This is a genomic window from Actinokineospora fastidiosa (genome assembly GCF_014648415.1).
Lineage (GTDB): Bacteria > Actinomycetota > Actinomycetes > Mycobacteriales > Pseudonocardiaceae > Actinokineospora > Actinokineospora fastidiosa.
In genome coordinates, this window is the sequence record NZ_BMRB01000001.1 from 1,714,661 (window position 1) to 1,734,546 (window position 19,886).

Consider the following 19,886-nt stretch of genomic DNA (forward strand, 5'->3'; position numbering starts at 1 on the left):
TGCCCGGCTATGGCTGCTGAGCTACTTGCTCGGCCACGGCTACTGAGCTACACCATCGGCCCGGGTGTAGATCCACTACCCCGGGGGACCGTTCACCGCATCGAGAGATACGCTCGGCGACGCCAGCGGGCGATCTTCACCAATGTGGGTCTCCGCTGTTGACACAGTCGGTAGCTTTTCTTCCGGTCCACAGCGGTGCTTAGCCCAATAGAGGGACGGTGCAACGGTGTCAGGCGTATCGGCCACGCTCGCCCAGGTGACGGCGGCAACCGTCAGCGAGGGCGGCGTGCTGGTCGGGAGCATCGCGGTCGCACTCGGCGGCGGTGGTTTGCTGCTGGGCCTACTGCGCCGCAGGCGCGTGGCCACCAAGGCCGTCCCCCTTCCGGCCCCCCGCGTCCCCGTGGTAGCGGACGAGCGCTCACACAGCTGACCCCAGCTCCAAATGATCTGATCATATGTTCAGATCATCCGGATGATAAGACCATCTGAATGTCGAGATCATCCGAACTCGCATTCCAGATGCCCTAATCATCTGGATGATGTGACCAACGCCAAGCCTCAATCGCTGCCCCGGTTCCATCGCAATCGTTCCCCGAGCCACTTCAGATGATGAGACCATCCCGATGGTCAGATCATCTGAATGCTAGTTCGGATGGTCGCGTCATCTGGATGTAGAAGCCCCGGCGATTCGGATGATGTGAACATCCGAATCGCCGGGGCTGCTGTCGTCAGTCCCGATCTTCAGCTGGGTTGGCCCGCGGGCCTGCGGTGAACCACGAGGGGCGGGGCCGCCAGTCGGGCTTGTCGGTCAGGGTGGGCGGGACGGGCAGGTAGAACTGTTGGTTGCAGGCGGACCTGGCAGTGGCCTGGCTTGGCCTGGCTTGGCAGCGGCCTGGCTTGGCAGCCGTCGGGCTTGGCGGCAGTCGGGCCGGTTAGCGGACTGCGTCCAGGGCGTCGATCAGGCCGGAGCCGTAGAAGCCTCGGCCGGAGGTGCCGCCCTGGCAGGTGGCCAGCCAGGCGCCGGTGCCGTCCGGGTCGTAGACCTTGCCCGCCGGGCAGGCGATGCGGTCGGCGTCGCGTTGGAGTTCGACGATCGTGCGGTTCGCGCTCCAGTCCGGGTGGGTCGAGCGGATCAGGGCGACGACGCCCGCGGCGTGCGGGGCGGCCATCGAGGTGCCCTGCTTGTAGCCCCAGCCGCCGTTGAACACCGTCGACAGGATGCGGCCGTTGGCGTCCGGGGTGTCCGGGATCTGCCGGGAGTCGCCGCCGGGGGCGGCCACCTGGGTCTCGCTGATGCCGTAGTTGGAGAAGAACGACTTGCGGTTCTCCACACCGGTCGACGACACGCCCACCACGCCGCGGACCTCGGCGGGGAGCTTCACGCACTGGTTGCCCGCCTCGCGGGTCACCGGGGTGCCGTTGTTGGGGCTGCCCTCGTCCAGGATCGTGTGCGAGAGGTCCCAATTGCTGTTGCCCAGGGCGGCAACGTTCACCACGCCGCGGCGCGCCGAGTAGTCGATCGCCCGCGTCACGGCCACGGCCACCGCGTGCTGGTCGACGTCGTCGTGGCACCACAGGTACCACGGGTCGATGAAGTACGAGCTGTTGGTGACGGAGACACCGTGCTCGGCCGCCCACACGAACCCGCAGATCGCGTACTCCGGGTAGATGTAGCCCGCGTCGTTGACGACCTTGATAGAGGCCATCTTGACATTGGGCGCCACACCGACCACGCCGACGCCGTTGCGCGCCGCGCCGATGATGCCCGCGACGTGGGTGCCGTGGTCGCTGGTGGTCGGGGCCCACGCGGCCGGGTCGGTGTTCGGCACGCCGCGGTCGGTGCAGCCGACGGAGTTGGCAGCGTCGACGTTCGGCGCGAGGTCGGGGTGGCTGGCCTCGATGCCGGAGTCCAGGACGCCCACCAGCACGTCGGCGCTGCCGCCGCTGATCTTGTGCGCCTCGTCGGCGCCGATCGCCCGCAGGTTCCACTGGCTGACGCTCATCGGGTCGCCGGAGGCGGACTCGGTGCCGGGCGCGCCCGCGGCGACGACGTCGGTGGTCGCCTCCAGCGCGCGGGACTCCAGACCGCCAGCGGCCAGCGCGGGCTGGGCCAGCTCGGCGAGGTTCTGCGTCGCGCCCGCGCCCTGCACGCCGGGCTTGGTCCGCACGACCGAGGCGAAGTCCGCGCTGGGCGAGGCGGCGACGATCACGCCGATCTGCGGCCAGCTCTGCACGATGGTGCCGCCCGCGTCGCGCACCGCCTGCTCGACCCGGGACAGGCCCTCGGCGTTCTGCGGTCCGAGCACGACGAAGTGCGCCTCGGGTCCGTCGGCCTGCGCCGCCGCCGCGGGCGCGCCGACCGACGAGACCAGTCCCGCCGCGCAGGCCATGACCGCGGCCGCACCCAGGAAACGGGATCGTTTTCGCACTGAGATACCTCCGAACACCGTGACGTCGTTGTCTGGCCCATCCGTGCCGGTCAGGCGGCGGATCGGCCGCACGCGAACCTGCCACCGCATGACCCTAGGCGGCAATCCACCGGATGGCCCAGAACCTCACCCGACCGGGGCGGGCCATGCCCTGCCTGGGACAATCGGACACGTGTCGACCGAGAACACCGAGCGCAGGCCGCGCGTGCTGTCGGGCATCCAGCCCACCGCCGACTCGTTCCACCTGGGCAACTACCTGGGCGCGGTCCGCCAGTGGGTCGCGCTGCAGGACACCCACGACGCGTTCTACTTCATCGCCGACCTGCACGCGATCACCGTCGAGCACGACCCGAAGCTGCTGCGCAAGCGCACCCGGGTCTCGGCGGCGCAGCTGCTGGCGCTTGGTCTCGACCCGGCCCGCACGACGCTGTTCGTCCAGTCCCAGGTGCCCGAGCACGCCGAGCTGGGCTGGGTGATGCAGTGCCTGACCGGCTTCGGCGAGGCGGGCCGGATGACGCAGTTCAAGGACAAGTCGGCCAAGCAGGGCGGCATGGTCAGCGTCGGGCTGTTCACCTATCCGATCCTGCAGGCCGCCGACATCCTGGTGTACCGGCCGGAGTTCGTGCCGGTCGGCGAGGACCAGCGCCAGCACCTTGAGCTGACCCGCGACCTCGCGCAGCGCTTCAACACCCGCTTCGGCAAGACGTTCCCGCTGCCGGAGCCCTACATCCTCAAGGACACCGCCAAGATCTACGACCTGCAGGAGCCGCAGGCGAAGATGAGCAAGTCCGCGTCCAGCCCCGGCGGCATCGTCGAACTGCTGGACGACCCGAAGGTCTCGGCGAAGAAGATCCGCTCCGCGGTGACCGACGCCGAGCGCGAGATCCGGTTCGACCCGGAGGCCAAGCCGGGCGTGAGCAACCTGCTCGGCATCTACTCCGCGCTCACCGGCCGCACGGTCGACGATCTCGTGAACGCCTACGACGGCAAGGGTTACGGCGACCTGAAGAAGGACCTCGCCGAGGCCGTCGCCGACTTCGCCGGCCCGGTGCGCGACACCGTCAAGTCCTATATGGACGATCCGGCCGAACTCGACAAGATCCTCGCCTCGGGCGCGCAGCGGGCCAGGGAGGTCGCCGCGGCGACGCTGGCGAGGGTCTACGACCGGGTCGGCTTCCTCAAGTAGCGGGCGGCCGCGGCGGCACCTAGGTTTTGTGGGTGACCGACGAGAAAGAGTCGCTGGTGGCCCGGCTCCGCAGGCGCCCGTGGATCGATCACCTGTTCCGCGCGAACGAGGCGTTCACCGATCGCTACGGCAACCACTTCGCCGCGTCGATCACGTACTTCAGCGTGTTGTCGCTGTTCCCGCTGCTGCTGATCTCCTTCGCCGTGCTCGGCTTCGTCCTCGCGGGCCAGCCGGACCTGTTGCGCTCCCTGCAGGAGAGCATCACCTCGGCGGCGCCGGAGAACCTGCGCGGGCTGCTGACGGACCTGGTCAAGGCGGCCGTCGAGGAGCGCGGGCGGGTCGGCATCATCGGTCTGCTCACCGCCGCGTACACCGGTCTCGGCTGGATGAGCAACCTGCGCGACGCCCTGACGGCGCAGTGGGGGCAGAAGCACGAGGACCGGCCGTTCCTCAAGGGCAGGCTCATGGACCTGCTCGCCCTGCTCGGCCTCGGCGTGGCGATCGCCCTGTCCTTCGGCCTCAGCGCGGCGGGCAGCGGTCTGGCGGATTTGTTGTTGAATTGGGTAGGCCTGGGTGAGGCCGGATGGGCGAGGGTGCTCCTCTTCTGCGTCACGACGGCCCTGTCGCTGGCGGCCAACTGGCTGATCTTCCTCTGGGTGATCGCCCGCCTGCCCCGCAAGCCGGTGAGCGCCCGCACCGCGATGCGCGGCGCCCTGGCCGCGGCGATCGGGTTCGAGATCCTGAAGCTGATCGGGACGATCTACCTGAACTCGGTCCTCGGCGGCCCGCTCGGCAGCCTGGTCGGCCCGATCGTCGGTCTGCTGGTCTTCGCGAACCTGGTGGCCCGCTTCCTGCTCTACGTGACGGCGTGGGCGGCCACGGCCAAGGAGAACATGGTCGACGAGCCGATCCCGCCCCCGCCGCCCGCGGTGATCCGCCCGATGGTCACCGTCGCCAACCGCCCGAACGCCAAGCAGACGGCGAGCCTCCTGGGAGCGGGCGCACTGCTGGGCCTGGTCCTCGGCAGGCGACGGTAGCGGCTGGGGGTGCGGGGTCGGGGGTTGTGGAGCGGCTGACGGGGAGTGGGTAACTCGCAGCCTGGCGGGTGGGGGCCGGAGCGGCAGTGCGGCGGAGGCAGAGCGGTTGGGCGGCCGAGTGGTGAGCGGCCGAGCGGCAGAGCAGGGGGTGGCGGAGCGCAGGGTGGCGGAGGCACGGGCGGCCGAGCGGCAGGCGGCTGCGCGGTCGGGGCAGGCTGGCGCGGGCGGCGGCGGGTCCGGTCGGGCTGGTGTGGGCGGTGGGGTCGTACGGAGGCGGAGGGTTGGTCGCCAGGGTGGCGGAGGCAGGCGGCCTAGCGGCAGGTGACCGGGCGGTCGGGGCAGGCTGGCGCTGACGGCGGCGGGTCCGGTCGGGCTCGTTTGGGCGGCGGAGGGGTGCGGGGGCGGAGGGTTGGTCGCCAGCGCGGCGGAGGCACAGGTGGCCGGGCGACAGGTGGCCGGGCGACAGGTGGCCGGGCGACAGGTGGCCGGGCGACAGGTGGCCGGCGACAGGTGCGGGTGGTCGGGGCAGGTCGGCGCGAGCGGCGGCGGGTCCGGTCGGGCTGGGGTGGGCGGTGGAGGGTCGTGCGGAGGCGGAGGGTTGGTCGTCAGCGCGGCGGAGGCAGAACGGCAGGGCAACGAGCGGTTAGTGGCAGGGCGCGTCAGAGCAGAGCGGCAGAGCCACCAGCGGGACTGAGCGGCGGATGGCAGGGCGGCCGAGGGCTGTGCGGCAGTGGGCCAAGCGGCGGACAAGGGGGTTGGCGGCAGGCGGCCGAGGGTGCCCGAGCGACAGAGCGGCAAGGGGCAGAGCAGGACCGAGCGAGCGGCAGGGCCGTGGAGCGGGCCGAGCGGCGGAGGGTGAAACGGCAGTCGGGCAGGGGTGCGGTTTGGCCCGGGGCCGCTTGCGGGTGCGGGGCGGTGGCGGGCTGGCGCGGATGGGACGGGCCGGCGCGGAGGGGGCGGGCTGGGGGTGAGGGACGGCTAAGGGGGGAAGGGGTGCTGGACAGAGGGTCTGCCCAGCGGCCATCGTCAGGCTGTGCGGGCGGCTCGGGCTCGGGCGGCGCGTTTTTTGCGGAGGAACAGGGCCAGGGCTACCAGGATGCCCAGGCCCGCGGCCACCACCAGGGGCATGCCGTACGTGCCGAAGGCTGAGCGTTCGGTGTCTGGGCCCGTTGCGGTCTGGTGGTCCTCGCCGTCGGTTGCGGGGGGTTCGGTGACCGGGACGCTGCCTACGCTGCCGTCGGGTTTGGGTTGGGCGTCGGGGGCGCCGGTGACGAGTTCGCCGACGGGTTTGCGGCCTGCGTCGACCAAGGCGAAGCCGTAGTCCAGCAGGAGTGCGCCCTGGCCTGCCAGGGGGTCGGGGTTGGGTTCGCCGCGCAGGAGGACCACCGCGAGTTGGCGGCCGTCGCGCTCGGCGCTGCCGAGGTAGGTGTGGCGGGCGGAGTCGGTGAAGCCCGCCGTGCCGCCGGTGAAGCCCTCGTACTCGTCCCACAGCTTGTTGTCGTTGTAGATCTCGAACGAGCCGGTGTCGCTGTGGCCGGGGAAGGTCAGCGAGCGGGTGCGGAGGGCCTTGGCGATCTCGGCGTGCTCCATGCCCTCGCGGAAGATCAGCGCGATGTCGTAGGCCGACGTGCTCATCCCGGGCCCGTCCAGGCCCGACGGGGTGGCCGCGCGGGTGTCGAGGGCGCCGAGCTCGCGGGCGAGGGCGTTCATCTTCTCCAGCGCGACCGGCACGCCGCCGAGGGCGCGGGCCAGGGCGTGGGCGACGTCGTTGCCCGAGCGCATCAGCAGGGCGTGCAGCAGCTGGTCGACGGTGTACTCCCCGCCGGGGCCGATGCCGACGCGGGAGCCCTCCTGCTGGGCGTCCTCGGGCGTGCCGACCACGATCTGCTCCGGCCGCAGCTCGCGCACCGCGGTGATGGCCAGCAGCATCTTGATCAGCGACGCGGGCCGCTCGCGCGCGTGCGGGTCCTTGGCGGCCAGCACCGTGCCCGAGCTGACGTCGGTGATGATCCACGCGGCCGCGTTGACCGCGCCCGGCAGCGCCGGGGCCTCGGGCGGCAGCACGAGGCCGCACTCGCCCATCCGCGTCCCGCCGACGGGTTCCGGCGGCACCGGCAGCGGCGTCGGCGACGGATCCCCGGGCTTGGGCTCCTCGGAGGTGTCGATGGCGGGCGGCGGCCGGTCGTGGTTGCGGCACTGGGCGCTGGTCTGCATCAGCGGCTCGCCCGTGGCGGGCTGCGCCGCCGCGGGGGCGGCGGTGAGCAGGGCCAGGAGGGCGGCGACGGTCCCGCGGGCTGCGAAGCGCACCCGGCCAGGGTAGAACCCGCCACGATCAGGGCCCTATCCGGCCTGTCACCCACACGGGCGCGCCCGGTGTCCGCGCCGGTCGGGGCGGGTGTGACACTGCTGTCGGCGAGATCCCGCGATCTGGAAGGGGCGCGACGTGGAGTTCGTGCGACTGCTGCTGGTCTTCCTGCACCTGTTGGGCATGGGTCTGCTCGTGGGCACCTTCCTGATCCAGCTACGCGCGAAGGACGGCGCGCTCAACCCGGGTTGGCTCCACGGCGCGGGTCTGCAGCTGGTCACCGGTGTCGCGCTGATCGCGACCGCGTCGCTGACCGACACCGACTACAACCACATGAAGCTGGGGATCAAGACCCTGGTGCTGGTGGCGATCGCGGGCATCGCGTTCGCGTTCCTGCGCAAGGCCCCGCTGCCGAAGTGGGTCGGGCCGACGCTGGGCGCGCTGGTGGTGGTCAACGTCGGCCTGGCCGTCTTCTGGACCTGACGGCCGGTAGTCGCCGTTCAGCCGATCGGGGATCAGGCCAGCTGGCGGTCCAGCACGACCGGCGACAGCGCGTGCTGGACGACCATGGCGGCGGCGCCGAGCATGGCGGCGTTGTCCGCGGTCTGCGACGGCACGATCCGCAGGTGCTCGGTGGCCAGCGGCAGCGACCGGCGGTAGATGGCCTCGCGCACGCCCGCGAGCAGCATCTCGCCCGCGTTGGACAGCGACCCGCCAATGACGATCAGCGACGGGTTGAACAGGCTGACGCAGCCCGCGAGCACCTCGCCGATGTCGCGCCCGGCCTGGCGCACGGCCTGCCCGGCGACCGGGTTGCCGGACTGCACGAGCGCGACGACGTCGGCGCTGGTGGTGGCCTCGATGCCCGCCTCGCTGAGCCGGGCGGCCACGGCCGGTCCGCTGGCGACGGCCTCGAGGCAGCCGGTGTTGCCGCAGCGGCAGGGCGCGTCGCCCGCGCCGGGGGCGAGGATGTGGCCGAGGTCGCCCGCGGCGCCGACCGCGCCTCGGTGCAGCTCGCCGTTGCTGATCAGGCCCGCGCCGATGCCGGTGGCGACCTTGACGACCATCATGTGCTGCTCGTCGGGGTGGCAGCGGGCGTGCTCGCCGAGGGCCATCAGGTTGACCTCGTTGTCCACCAGGACGGGGACGTCGAAGTCGGCGGCCACGCGGGCGGGCACGTCGTAGCCGTTCCAGCCGGGCATGATCGGCGGGTTGGTGGGGCGGCCCGTGGAGTGCTCGACCGGGCCGGGCAGGCCGATGCCGACGCCTGCGACGGGCGTGCCCAGCGGGGTGACGAGCGCGCGCCAGGTCTTGGTGAGCAGGCCCAGCACGGCGTCGGGGCCGTCGGCGATGTCCAGGGCGAGGCGCTCGGTGGTCAGCGGCTCGCCCGCGAGGTCGGTGACCGCGACGGTGGCGTGGGTCGCGCCGACCTCGGCGGCCAGGACCAGGCGGGAGCGGGCGTTGAAGACGAACCGGCTGGCGGGCCGCCCGCCGGTGGACGCGCCGTTGCCCCTGTCGGTCACCAGGCCCGCGTCGACCAGCGAGTCCAGCCGCGCGCGGACGGTCGAGCGGGCCAGGCCGGTCTCGGTGACCAGCTCGGCGCGGGTGCGGGCCTGCCCGTCGCGCAGCAGCCGCAGCAGCTCGCCGGGAGATGCGGAGGGGGAGATCTGCACGTCGCTCTTTCCTCGTCCGGGCCCAGCCGCCCTGGGCTGACCGAAGTGTAGCGCGGTTCGTGCGAGATTCGCCGGAACTTCGCCATAGGTGGGACGACTTTTGATCGATTCTTGCCAATAGTGCCGACGGGTTTCGCGCATGGTTACCCGTGGGTAATGTCGGGCCATGCCTACCGGCCGTGAGTACGACATCGTCCTGTTCGGGGCTACCGGCTTCACCGGCGAGCTGACCGCCGAATACCTCGCCCGGCACGCCCCCGCGGACTGCCGCTGGGCCCTCGCGGGCCGCAACCAGGCGAAGCTCGCCGGGGTGCGGTCGCGGCTGGCGTCGATCAACCCCGCGCTGGCGTCGATGGACCTGCTGACCGCGGACGTGAACGACGCCGCGTCCCTGGCCGCGGTCGCGTCCGCGACCCGGGTCGTGATCACGACGGTGGGGCCGTACGTGGCGTACGGCGATCCCCTCGTGGCGGCCTGCGCGGCGGCGGGGACGGACTACGTGGACCTGACCGGGGAACCGGAGTTCGTGGACCGGACGTATGTGCGCCACCACGCGACCGCGGTCGCGTCCGGCGCCCGTCTGGTGCACGCCTGCGGGTTCGACTCGATCCCGTACGACTTGGGCGTCTACTACACGGTTCGCGAGCTGGGGGCGTCCGGGCCGGTGTCGGTGGACGGTTTCGTGCGGGCGTCGGCGGACTTCTCCGGCGGGACGTACCACTCGGCGATCACCGCGTTCAGCAGGCTGCGGGAGAGCGCGGCGGTGGCGAAGGAGCGGCGTGCCCTGGAGACGCGGCAGTCGGGGCGTCGGGTGCGGGGTGCGGGGCGGCCGCACCGGTCGGCCTTCGGGTGGTGGGCGCTGCCCGCGCCGACCGTCGATCCGCAGATCGTGCTGCGGTCGGCGCGGGAGTTGGCGTCGTATGGGCCGGACTTCACCTATGGGCACTACATCGCCTTGCGGCGCTTGCCTACGGCGTTGGGGCTTGTGGGCGGGGTCGGGGTGTTGTTCGGGCTGGCGCAGATCCCGTTCACCCGCAACTGGCTGTTGAACCGCAAGAAGCCGGGGGACGGGCCGTCTCCGGAGAAGCGCGCGCGGTCGTGGTTCAAGGTCCGCTTCGACGCGAAGGGCGAGGGGAAGCGGATCGTCACGGAGGTCAGCGGCGGCGACCCGGGGTACGACGAGACGGCGAAGATGCTCGCCGAATCCGCGCTGTGTCTGGCGTTCGACGACCTGCCCGCGACCTCCGGCCAGGTGACCACCGCGGTCGCCATGGGCGACGCGCTGCTGGACCGGCTGATCAAGGCCGGGATCGCCTTCACCGTGCTGGAGAGCTGACGCCTCAACCGGCGCGCGCGAGGATTCCGGGCAGTCGGCGGAGGGCGCCAGGGGTCGCGGCGGAGCGGTCGGCCGAGACGAAGGTCAGCAGGCGGACTCGACCGCCCACCGCCGCCGCGGTCTTGTGGTGGCCGTCGAGGAGGTAGTGGAACAGGCCCCAGTGCGCGTCCTCCTTGTACCGAGGCCCTGAAGGTTGAGGTATCCGAACGCCACCGCCGTCGGATGGCCGACGGAGCCGTGGCGAGGATGACCCGCCGGGCAGGGGGAAGCGAGCGGATAACGACGAAGGCTCCCGCCCTCCGTAGAGGGCGGGAGCCTTCGGGAGAAGGGTCAGACCGTCACTTCACCGCGACGCGCGGGGGCGCTCACGTCGTGGAGGAAGGTGGCGACCTCCTTGTAGGACGCCCAGAAGCCCATCTCCACGTAGGGGATGCCCTTCTCGGCGCAGTACTCCATGGTCAGCTCCCGCGCCCGGGCCAGGGAACCCTGGGGCATGGACGGGAACAGGTGGTGCTCGATCTGGTAGTTCAGCCCGCCGTACATGAAGTCGATCAGCGGGGACGGGTTGATGTTGCGGGAGGTCAGCACCTGCCGCTCCAGCCAGTCGAGGGTCTCCTCATCGCCGTCGCGGATCTCCATGCCCTTGTGGTTCGGGGCGAAGATCATGCCGAAGTAGACGCCCATCACGGCCTGCTGGATCAGCAGGAAGGCGATCGCCAGGCCCGGGGACAGGACCAGGAACGCGCACGTCAGGTAGACCGCCAGGCGCAGGACGATCAGACCGGCCTCCAGCGCCGGGTTCTTGACCTCCCGGCGCAGGATCATCTTCCACGCCGTCTTCTGCATCTTGTACGACTCGAGCGTCAGCAGCACGAAGAACAGGACCGACTGGTGCCGGACGATGAACCGGCCCACCCGGGTGCGCGTGCCGTACTGCTTGATGTCGAAGATCGCCGTGCGGCGGCCGATGTCCGGGTCGAGGGACAGGTGGTTGGGGTGGCTGTGGTGGCGGTTGTGGTGGTTGACCCACCAGCCGTACGAGAACCCGTTGATCAGGTTCGCGTGCGTGTACCCCACCACGGTCGCCGACGACCGGGCGCGGAACATCGACTTGTGGCCGGCGTCGTGGAACATGAACGACGCCTGCGCGCACCACACGCCGATCCAGACGGCGTTGACGAGCTGCCACCAGGTGTCGCCCAGGACGAAGAACGCGGCGATGCCGAGGCCCAGCATCGCCAGGTTGACCGAGATCCGCCGGTAGTACCAGCCCGCCTGCAGGTCCAGCAGGCCCTCCGCCTTGACCCGGCGGAGCAGCTCGGTGAACGAGGCCGAGCCCGTGTTGGCCTGCCGCACATCCGGATCAGGCGTGGTGGTGCTGACTTGCGTGGACTGCATGCCGTGACTCCTTAGCGATGACGACGGAGGCGGGGCCAGCGTGGCGGCCCGGGCTGATCCGGGGCTGACCCTGCGGTGATCAGCCCGCGAGGGCCTCGTGCAGGGCGGCGAGCGTGTCGTCCGCCGCCTCGGCGACCTCCGGGTCGTCCGGGGCGCCGAAGATGCCCATCAGCGCGCCGACGGTGGCCTGCATCAGTTCCTCAGTGGACATGGGTCGTGCTCCCTCAGAAGGCGCCGCAGGCGCGGAAGACGTGGGCGAAGGCGTGCAGGGACGCGCGGTCGGGGAAGGCGATGTACTCCGGGATCACCAGCGTCGGCGCCCACTTCTGCTTGTACGCCAACTGGCTCTGCGCCGGGTACAGGTCGCCGCCCTGGGCGAACAGCGCGTGCATCAGCCACTGGTAGCCGCGGTTGAAGCCGGGCAGCTCCTGGGTGGCGTCCAGCCCGGTGAACGGGGTGAAGCCGAAGTGCAGCCACGGCACGCCCTCGGCGCGGAACTGCTCGATGGCGACGGAGTTGATGGCCTCCATCAGGCCGGGCGAGGTCTCCGGGATGCGCCGGGACAGGTCGTGCATCCAGCCGTGGCGGGTGCCGTACACCGGCGAGTAGGAGATGTAGCCGACCGGCTTGTCCTCGATCGAGCCGACGAACAGCCGCCGGTACGGCTGGCCGTCGCCGCCGATCTCGCCGACGAGGAACTCCAGCTGGTGCGCGCCGTCGCCCTTGGCGCCGAGCCAGGCGCGGTCGATCTCGGTGATGGAGCCCGCGTAGTGGGTGGCGTCGACCTCCTCGACGACCAGCCCGTTGCGGAACGCGCGCGAGATCTTGTTGCGCAGCTGCATGAAGCGGGTGCCGCGCAGGGTGAACTCCGGCAGCGACACCGCCCACGACGCGCCGATCTGGTTCACGGTGAACCCGTGGCGGGCGTAGATCTCCGCGTCGTGGCGCTGGAGCTGGACCGACACCACCTTGCAGTCCTGGGACCGGGCGAAGTCCGTGAAGGCCGCCAGCAGGCGGTCGTAGTCCTCCGGCGGGGCGAACACGCCGCCGAATTGGACGAGGTAGTTCCCGGCACGCCGGTAGGCCACCGCGCCCGGGACGCCCGGGCTGGTGAACGTCGCGGTTCCGGCGTTGAGCGTGAGGAAGGCGGAGGGGTTCTCGGCCTGTGTGTACGCCCGGATCGCGTCCAGCGCCGGGATCTCGGTCCTGCTCACTGTGCTGGTCACGCCTGGCACCCCTTTCTGCGGTTCGTCGGCGAGGCCCGCCAAGTAGAACACCGGGGATATAGCTGGGAAAGGCGCTGTCAGGAGCCCATCAGCAGCTGGTCAGAACCACTGGGGATCGTCGGTGTCGGGCGCCGACCGGCGGCCGGGTCACACGCGCGGGGAGCAGTCGCATGAGCGGTCCACTGTCGGACACCGGCCACGTGCTGGTGATCGCGAATCCGACCGCGGGCAGCGCGCGCGGGCCGCTGTTGGCCGCGGTGCGCGACGCGTGCGCCGCGCACGCCGAGTCCGAGCTGCACATCACCACCGCCAAGGGCGACGCCACCGAGAGCGTGCAGCGCGCCCTGGCCGAGCGCAGGCCGCCGGACCTGGTGGTCGTGGTCGGCGGCGACGGCACCGTCCGCGAGGTCGTCGAGGGCATGGCGGGCACGAGCACGGCCACCCTGCTGGTCGTCCCCGGCGGCACCGGGAACTCCGTCTACCGGATGCTCTGGGGCGAGCGGCCCTGGGCCGAGGCGGTGCGGGCGGTGTTCACCGGCCAGGCCGCGCGCCGCAGGCTCGACCTCGCCCGGCTGGCCGAGACCGGCGCGACGGTGTGCCTGGGCGCCTGCTCCGGCGTCGTCGCCGAGGCCCTGGACTACGCCCGCCGCACCCCGCTGAGCGGGCGCGCCCGCTACGCCAAGGCCCTCGCCGACGCCTGCTCCGCGCACAAGCCCTACCCGGGCCGCGTCACCGTCGACGGCAAGGTCCTCTTCGAGGGCGACACCGTGCTGGCCAACGTCGGCGGCGGGCGCTACCGCGGCGGCCAGTACCTGCTGCTGCCGCTGTCTGAGCTCACCGACGGCCTGCTCGACGTCTGCGTCGTCAGCGGCCAGGTCGAGCCGGAGCGCGTGCCCGAGCTCATCCGCTCCGGCGGGCACCTCGGCGAGCCGGGTGTCTACTACGGACGCGGCAGCCGCATCCGCGTCGAGCGGACCGACGGCGAGACGCTGGTCTTCGAGCACGACGGCGAGCTGATCGCCGACACCGCGGCCAGCATGACCCTGCGCGTGGCGCCCGGGGCGCTGCCGGTGTGGGCGGACCCGGCGATCGCGGCTGGCCCGGCCTGGTGACCAGACTGCGCGCTCTGGCCGGGTGGGCGGCCGGGGTCCGGCCAGAGGACATCCCGACCCGGGTCCGCGAGTACGCGGCCAGCCAGGTGCTCTCCCAGGTCGCGGCCATCCGCGCGGGAGCGCGCCATCCGACCGCGGCCCGGCTGACGGCCGCATTCGGCGGCCCGACCCAGCCCGACCGCAAGGCCGCCGCGTGCGTCCTGGCCGCGCTGGGCTCCTGGCTCAACCTGGACGACACCGCGTACGCGGGCCACCTCTCCAACTCGACCGTCGCCGTCCCCCTGGCCTACGCCCGCGACGGCGCGGACCTCATCACCGCGGTGGTCGTCGCCAACGAGTGCGCGGCCCGCATCACCGCGGCGGCGACCCTGGGCCCGCTGCGCGGGCAGAGCGCGATGCACACCCACCTCGCGGGCGCGGTCGCGGGCAGGCTCACAACCGAGGACGCCGACGCCGAGCGCTGGACCGACGCGCTCGCGCTCGCCTTCGCGATGCCGAACTGGCCGCTGCTGCGTGCGTTCCTGGCCAGCGACGCCCGCCTGCTGTGCACGATGGTGCCCGTCCGCACCGCCCTGGACGCCTGCGACGCCGCCCACGCTGGCCTGACCGGCGCCCACGACCTGATGGAGCACCCGGACGGGTTCCTCGCCCGCTTCGCCGAGGTCCCGCTGCCCGGCCAGATCGACCACGCCCTCGGCGAGCAGTGGCACACCGAGACCCTGTCGTTCAAGCTGCACCCCGGCGGCCCGGGCATCGACGCTGCCGTGGACGCCGCCGCGGAGCTGGCCCCGCTCGTCGACGACGACATCGCCGAGGTGACCGTCGAGGCGTCGGCCTACACGCTCATGGCCCAGCACACCGCCGACCGGTACGCCGACGGTCCGGACACCCCGCTGGGCGCGCTCGTCCTGGACATCGCCTACCCGGTCGCCACGGCGCTCCTCACCGGACACCTCACCGCGGCGGACCTGGAGCGTCCGGCCACAGAGGACCCGGCGCGGTGGTCGCTGGCCAAGAAGGTGCGCCTGCGCGAGGACAAGGCGATGACCCGCGAGCTGCTGGCGTCCGACGCCCCCTTCGGCGCGGCGCTGCGCATGGCGGGCCGCGACGCCGAGCCGTGGCTGCGCAGGTTCGGCCTGACCGCGCCCGAGGGCGGGCAGCGTGACTTCCGGCACGCGACCAAGGCGACCCCGGCCCGCGTCACCGTCCGGCTCCACACCGGCGAGACGCTGACGAGCGAGCGCGCGATTCCGCGCGGCGCGGCCGGGCCCGAAACGCGCGCGGAGCACCGCTCGCTGATCCGCGCGAAATTCCGGGAAAGCGGCGGCAGCGCGGAATCGGCCGATGTGGAACTGGAATCGCTGACCGGCGCGGGACTGCGGTCCTGGCTGCGTGCCGCCCTGAGCTGACCGTTCGTCATCACTGCGGTGTCAGGAGCCGGTCAGACGGTCCTGCGAGAGTCGATCGCGTGGCGCGAGGCGAACGCGCCGGGAATCGTCGCCGGGAATCGTCACAGACCCCGCTGATTGTCGGGAAGGGCATGCGATGATGCTTTTTGAGGGAGATCCCACCCAGTTGTCCGGGGGGACGGCCGACTCCGCGCGGGAAACCCCCCTGCGCAGCTACGACCTGTTCATCGGCGGCAAGGACGTCCCGGGTGACGGCTGGGTCTACACCACCAGCGCCGCTTCCCTGCTGGAAGACGTGTTCACCAGCATCAGCCTCAAGCGGGCGCTGGAGAAGGACCCCGACGACGCCGCGTCGCGGCACCGCTACGTCGTCGGCCGCTGCGCCGTGGCCACCACCGCGCACATCGACGAGTCGCTGCAGGCCGCCGCGGAGGCCGCCAAGGAGTGGGCCAGGGTGCCGCTGGAGCGCCGCCTGCGCCTCGGCGAGCTGTTCCGCGAGACGCTGCTGGCCAACCAGGACGAGTTCCTCGAGCTGCTGGTCGCCGAGTCGCACCCGGTCAAGCTCGCCCGCTGGGAGCTGAGCTGCCTCTACCAGCTCTACGGCCGCGAGTCCGTCGAGTGGTACGCCGAGCAGATGCACAAGGAGTTCAACCACGGCAACCGCAGGCTGATCGTGCGCCGCCAGCCCGACGGCGTGGTGTGCTTCAACCCGCCGCAGAACGCCGCAGGCCCGTCCGCCGCGCTGGCCGTGCTGCCGCTGATGGCGGGCAACGCCGTCGTCGTGCGCGCGCCGCGCAGCATCCCGCTGTCCACGATGTACCTCTGCCGCGAGCTGATCGCCCCGCTGCTTGAGGAGGTCGGCGCCCCGCCCGGCGTGCTGAACGCGCTGTGCAGCAACCCGAAGCAGACCACCGACCGCTGGGTCGAGAGCCCGCTGGTCGACGACATCTTCTTCGTCGGCGGCTCCGAGGAGGGCCTCAAGCTGCAGGAGCGCTGCATCGCCAACGGCAAGAAGCCGATCCTGGAGCTGGCGGGCAACGACTCCATCGTGGTCTGGAAGGACGCCGACCTCGACGCGGCCACCGAGGCGATCCTGGAGTGCTTCTACGGCTCCGGCCAGATCTGCATGGTGCCCAACTGCGTCGTCGTGCACCCGGAGGTCGCCGACGAGCTGATCGCCCGCATCAAGGCGCAGATCGTCGACGTCAAGCCCGGCTACCCCGACCAGGAGGACGTGCTGCTCTCGCCGGTGCGCCGCGCGGAGAAGTTCTTCGCCCTGCAGCGCCAGGCGATCGAGCGCGGCGCCGAGCTGATCTCCGGCGGCGGCCGGATGGAGGTCGACGGCACCCCGTCGGAGACCGGCGTGTTCCTGCAGCCGACCGTGCTGCGGGTCAACGGCCTGGACACCTCCCGCGAGATGGACATGGTCAAGCACGAGACCTTCTTCCCGCTCCTGCCGGTCATCGTCCCCGACGCCTCCACCGACCCGGAGCTGCTGGACGCGTTCATCGAGTTCGTCAACACCAACGACTACGGCCTGCGCAACTCGCTGTGGGCCCGGTCCGACGAGGTCATCGACCAGTTCGTGCAGCGGATCGTCAACGGCGGCCTGCTCAAGGTCAACGACTCGCACATCGGCTTCCTGCCGTACCTGCCCAGCCACGGCGGCACCGGTCTGACCGGCGGCGTCTACGGCGAGGCCAACTACCCGATGCTCAAGACCTCGCACGTGCAGGGCGTGAGCGTCGCGACCGGTATCCGCCCGCGCCAAGCCGTCTTCGACGGTGCCTGATCTCGGAGGTCTGAGGACAAGATGCGTACCCTCGAAGCCGCTCGCGCGGTGTGCGAGCAGTTCCACCCCGGCCTTGTCGGCGCGCTCAAGGAGCTGACCTGGGCCGAGCGGGAGAAGCCCGGCAGCCCGGTGATCGAGCTGTTCCGCGCCCACGAGGGCGTCGGGCTGCTCGTCCCGCGCGAGCACGGCGGCGCTGGCGCCGACCTCGTGCAGGCCGTGCAGGTCATGCGCGCGCTGGGCTCGCTGTCGCCGTCGCTTGCGGCCGCGGCCACCATGCACCACTTCACCGCGGCCACCCTGTACGCCCTCGCGCCCACCGAGGGCAGGCTGACCGGCGCGCAGATCGACGTGCTCAAGTCGGTCGTGCCGGACCGCAGGATCATGGCGTCGGGCTGGGCCGAGGGCCGCACCGAGCAGAACATCCTCGCCCCCGCGGTGAAGGCCGAGCGCGTCGACGGCGGCTATGTGCTCAACGGCAGCAAGAAGCCGTGCAGCCTGTCCGGGTCGATGGACATCCTGACCGCCAGCATCGCGGTGACCGGCCCGACCGGCGAGCCCGAGCTGGCGATGGCGCTGATCCCCGCCGACAGCCCCGGCATCACGACGCACCCGTTCTGGGGCAACGACGTGCTGGCCGCCGCGGAGAGCGAGGAGGTCAGGCTCACCGACGTGTTCATCACCGAGGACCTGGTGATCCGCACCACCGACGAGGACCCCGAGCGCATGCAGGCGCTGCAGCTGGCCGGGTTCGTCTGGTTCGAGCTGCTGATCTCGGCCGGGTACGTCGGCGCGGCGGGCGCGCTGGTGGAGAAGGTGCTGGAGCGCAAGCGCGGTGGCGCGCAGGACCAGGTCCAGCTCGCCATCCGGGTCGAGTCGGCCTACGCGCTGCTGGAGGGCGCCGCCCGCGCGGTCCTCGACGGGGTCGACGGCGAGGAGGCCGTCGCCAACGCGCTCATCGCCCGCTACGGCGCGCAGCAGCTCATCGCCGAGTCCACCGCGACCGCGCTGGAGCTGCTGGGCGGGCTGGACTTCATCACCTCGGCCGACAGCGCCCGGCTGGCCTCCGGCGTGCGCCCGCTGGCCTTCCACCCGCCGTCGCGGGCCTCGGTCGCCGAATCGCTCATCGCCTACCTCGGCGGCGAGCCGCTGGTGCTGGGCTGAGGGGGCCGCGATGACCGCCATGGCGAAGGGCCACACCACCCACGCGCCGGTCGCCGACCACGGCGCGGCCGAGCAGCACGTGCTCGACCTCTACCGCAGGCACCTCAGCCGCGGCCGGGCCACCCTGGCCGAGCTGTTCGGCTGCCACGTCGAGGCGCACTCCGACGGCGCGTGGATGACCACCACCGACGGCGAGCGCTTCCTCAACTGCGGCGGCTACGGGGTGTTCATCCTCGGCGCCCGCCACCCCATCGTGCTGGAGGAGGTGCAGCGCCAGCTCGCCGCCAACCCGATGGGCACCCGCATCCTGCTGGAGCCGACCGCGGCCGAGGCCGCCGAGATGCTGTGCTCGGTCGTGCCCAAGGGCCTGGAGCGCGTGCACTTCTCGCTCTCCGGCGCCGAGGCCGTGGAGACCGGGCTCAAGCTGGCCAGGGCCAACGGGTTCAAGCACACCGTGTCGATGGTCAACGGCTACCACGGCAAGTCGCTCGGCGCGCTGTCGGCCACCGCCAAGGAGGTCTACCAGCGCCCGTTCCGCCCGCTCATCCCCGACTTCACGCACATCCCCTTCGGCGACTCCGACGCGCTGGAGGCCGAGCTCAAGGCGCACCCGGGCGAGACCGCGGTGATCCTGGAGCCGGTGCAGGGCGAGGCGGGCGTGATCCTGCCGCCCGCTGGCTACCTGCGCCAGGTCGAGTCCCTGGTCCGCGAGTACGGCGGGTTCCTCATCCTCGACGAGGTGCAGACCGGCATGGGCCGCCTCGGCGAGTGGTGGGGCGCCGACCTGGAGGAGATCACCCCGGACGTCCTGCTCACCGGCAAGGGCATCGGCGGCGGCGTCATGCCGGTGTCGGCGGCCGTGGCCACGCGCAAGGCGTTCAAGCCCTTCGACAAGGACCCGTTCGTCCACACCGGGACGTTCGCGGCGATGCCCGTGCTGATGGCCGCCGTCAAGGGGTCCATCCGGGCGCTGCAGGAGGAGCGGCTGGTCACCAGGGCCATGGAGCTGGGCACCCAGCTGCTGCCCAGGATCGCCGACATCGCCTACCGCAACATCGGCCACCTGGTGAAGGACGTGCGCGGCCAGGGCCTGCTGATCGGCGTCGAGCTGGTCGAGCCGGGCCTGGCAGGCGAGCTGCTGACCGAGCTGTTCAACAACGGCGTCGTGGCCAACCACTCGATGACCGGCAGCGCGGTCGTGCGGTTCACCCCGCCCGCGATCCTCACCGACGTCGAGGTGCAGACCCTGCTCTCGGCGTGGGACCAGGCCACCCGCGACCTCATCACCAACTCGGCCACGATGCCGGACTCCCACACGCCGGAGGGCAAGTAATGCGACACGTAGACCTGGAAGCCACCGTCCGGAACGCCACGGCCGAGGACGTGCTGCGCGCGCTGATCCGGTTCGACCGCTACCCCGACCTCGCCCCGCACGTGCGGGCCACCGAGGTGCACAAGACCCTGCCGGAGACCGCGGCGTCCTCCAGCTGGGAGCTGTACTTCCGCAGCGGCATCCTGCGCTGGACGGAGAACGAGACGATCGACCTCGCCGCGCTGACCGTCGAGTTCGCGCAGGAGGACGGCGACTTCGACGTGTTCGAGGGCGTCTGGCGGTTCACCCAGGACGGCGCCGACACGCGCGTGCGCTTCGACGGCGACTTCGACTTCGGCATCCCCTCCATGGAGGGCATCCTCGACCCGATCGCCGAGCGGGTCATCCGGGAGACGGTGGCCTGGGCCATCGACGGCTCCTTCCCCGAGGTCAGCTTCGCAGGCGGCCTCGCGCTCACCCCCGTCGCCGCGGCAACGCCCGGCCAGTAGC

General features: G+C 71.7%; 17 protein-coding genes. 11 read left to right on the forward strand and 6 right to left on the reverse strand.

Going from position 1 to position 19,886, the window contains the following annotated elements; genetic code table 11:
• Positions 1 to 256 precede the first annotated feature (256 nt).
• Positions 257 to 430 carry a hypothetical protein gene (locus tag IEY98_RS08270; RefSeq protein WP_189209617.1) on the forward strand — a complete coding sequence of 58 codons (174 nt, stop codon included), beginning with the start codon at positions 257 to 259 and terminating at the stop codon, positions 428 to 430.
• A 502-nt stretch (positions 431 to 932) separates the two neighbouring features.
• On the opposite strand, the gene IEY98_RS08275 is transcribed toward IEY98_RS08270, so the two are convergent.
• Entirely contained in the window at positions 933 to 2,429 is a 1,497-nt protein-coding gene (locus IEY98_RS08275; RefSeq protein ID WP_229786675.1) for a S8 family peptidase, read from the reverse strand.
• A gap of 172 nt (positions 2,430 to 2,601) precedes the next feature.
• Between IEY98_RS08275 and trpS the strand changes: the two genes are divergently transcribed.
• Together trpS and yhjD are read left to right on the forward strand one after the other, a co-directional pair.
• Positions 2,602 to 3,615 carry a tryptophan--tRNA ligase gene (gene trpS, locus IEY98_RS08280; protein ID WP_229786676.1) on the forward strand — a complete coding sequence of 338 codons (1,014 nt, stop codon included), beginning with the start codon at positions 2,602 to 2,604 and terminating at the stop codon, positions 3,613 to 3,615.
• A 32-nt stretch (positions 3,616 to 3,647) separates the two neighbouring features.
• Positions 3,648 to 4,652: an inner membrane protein YhjD gene (yhjD, locus tag IEY98_RS08285; protein ID WP_373292341.1), complete on the forward strand. Its 1,005-nt coding sequence runs from the start codon at positions 3,648 to 3,650 to the stop codon at positions 4,650 to 4,652.
• Positions 4,653 to 5,678: 1,026 nt separating this feature from the next.
• Here the strand turns inward: yhjD and IEY98_RS08290 are convergent.
• The gene (locus IEY98_RS08290; RefSeq protein WP_229786677.1) at positions 5,679 to 6,959 is read right to left on the reverse strand and encodes a D-alanyl-D-alanine carboxypeptidase family protein; all 1,281 of its coding nucleotides are present in this window, start codon (positions 6,957 to 6,959) and stop codon (positions 5,679 to 5,681) included.
• Positions 6,960 to 7,095: 136 nt separating this feature from the next.
• Between IEY98_RS08290 and IEY98_RS08295 the strand changes: the two genes are divergently transcribed.
• Positions 7,096 to 7,440, forward strand: a complete 345-nt coding sequence (locus tag IEY98_RS08295) for a hypothetical protein (RefSeq protein WP_189209620.1) — start codon at positions 7,096 to 7,098, stop codon at positions 7,438 to 7,440.
• A gap of 32 nt (positions 7,441 to 7,472) precedes the next feature.
• Here the strand turns inward: IEY98_RS08295 and IEY98_RS08300 are convergent, their stop codons facing one another.
• A complete protein-coding gene (locus IEY98_RS08300) occupies positions 7,473 to 8,630 on the reverse strand; it encodes an ROK family transcriptional regulator (RefSeq protein WP_229786678.1) in 1,158 nt (385 codons plus the stop codon).
• A 166-nt stretch (positions 8,631 to 8,796) separates the two neighbouring features.
• On the opposite strand from IEY98_RS08300, the gene IEY98_RS08305 reads away from it, so the two are divergent.
• Positions 8,797 to 9,966 carry a saccharopine dehydrogenase family protein gene (locus tag IEY98_RS08305; RefSeq protein ID WP_189209622.1) on the forward strand — a complete coding sequence of 390 codons (1,170 nt, stop codon included), beginning with the start codon at positions 8,797 to 8,799 and terminating at the stop codon, positions 9,964 to 9,966.
• A gap of 330 nt (positions 9,967 to 10,296) precedes the next feature.
• Here IEY98_RS08305 and IEY98_RS08310 read toward each other — a convergent pair whose 3' ends face one another.
• From IEY98_RS08310 to IEY98_RS08315, 3 genes are all read right to left on the reverse strand, one after another.
• Positions 10,297 to 11,364: a fatty acid desaturase family protein gene (locus IEY98_RS08310; protein WP_189209623.1), complete on the reverse strand. Its 1,068-nt coding sequence runs from the start codon at positions 11,362 to 11,364 to the stop codon at positions 10,297 to 10,299.
• A gap of 79 nt (positions 11,365 to 11,443) precedes the next feature.
• Positions 11,444 to 11,575, reverse strand: a complete 132-nt coding sequence (locus IEY98_RS33055; protein ID WP_258904996.1) for a hypothetical protein — start codon at positions 11,573 to 11,575, stop codon at positions 11,444 to 11,446.
• A gap of 13 nt (positions 11,576 to 11,588) precedes the next feature.
• On the reverse strand, positions 11,589 to 12,590 hold the full coding sequence (locus IEY98_RS08315) for a bifunctional lysylphosphatidylglycerol flippase/synthetase MprF (protein WP_189209624.1): 1,002 nt from the start codon (positions 12,588 to 12,590) through the stop codon (positions 11,589 to 11,591).
• Positions 12,591 to 12,760: 170 nt separating this feature from the next.
• Between IEY98_RS08315 and IEY98_RS08320 the strand changes: the two genes are divergently transcribed.
• The 6 genes from IEY98_RS08320 (at position 12,761) to IEY98_RS08345 (ending at position 19,885) form a co-directional block, all read left to right on the forward strand.
• A complete protein-coding gene (locus IEY98_RS08320; RefSeq protein ID WP_189209625.1) occupies positions 12,761 to 13,702 on the forward strand; it encodes a diacylglycerol/lipid kinase family protein in 942 nt (313 codons plus the stop codon).
• The gene (locus tag IEY98_RS08325) at positions 13,699 to 15,111 is read left to right on the forward strand and encodes an MmgE/PrpD family protein (RefSeq protein ID WP_189209626.1); all 1,413 of its coding nucleotides are present in this window, start codon (positions 13,699 to 13,701) and stop codon (positions 15,109 to 15,111) included. Before IEY98_RS08320 ends, IEY98_RS08325 begins: the two co-directional genes overlap by 4 nt.
• Before the next feature lie 166 nt (positions 15,112 to 15,277).
• Positions 15,278 to 16,903, forward strand: a complete 1,626-nt coding sequence (locus IEY98_RS08330; RefSeq protein ID WP_229786679.1) for an aldehyde dehydrogenase family protein — start codon at positions 15,278 to 15,280, stop codon at positions 16,901 to 16,903.
• 21 nt (positions 16,904 to 16,924) lie between these two features.
• On the forward strand, positions 16,925 to 18,064 hold the full coding sequence (locus IEY98_RS08335) for an acyl-CoA dehydrogenase family protein (RefSeq protein ID WP_189209627.1): 1,140 nt from the start codon (positions 16,925 to 16,927) through the stop codon (positions 18,062 to 18,064).
• A 10-nt stretch (positions 18,065 to 18,074) separates the two neighbouring features.
• Positions 18,075 to 19,397, forward strand: a complete 1,323-nt coding sequence (locus tag IEY98_RS08340) for an aspartate aminotransferase family protein (protein ID WP_229786680.1) — start codon at positions 18,075 to 18,077, stop codon at positions 19,395 to 19,397.
• On the forward strand, positions 19,397 to 19,885 hold the full coding sequence (locus IEY98_RS08345; RefSeq protein ID WP_189209628.1) for a type II toxin-antitoxin system RatA family toxin: 489 nt from the start codon (positions 19,397 to 19,399) through the stop codon (positions 19,883 to 19,885). Before IEY98_RS08340 ends, IEY98_RS08345 begins: the two co-directional genes overlap by 1 nt.
• Position 19,886 lies beyond the last annotated feature (1 nt).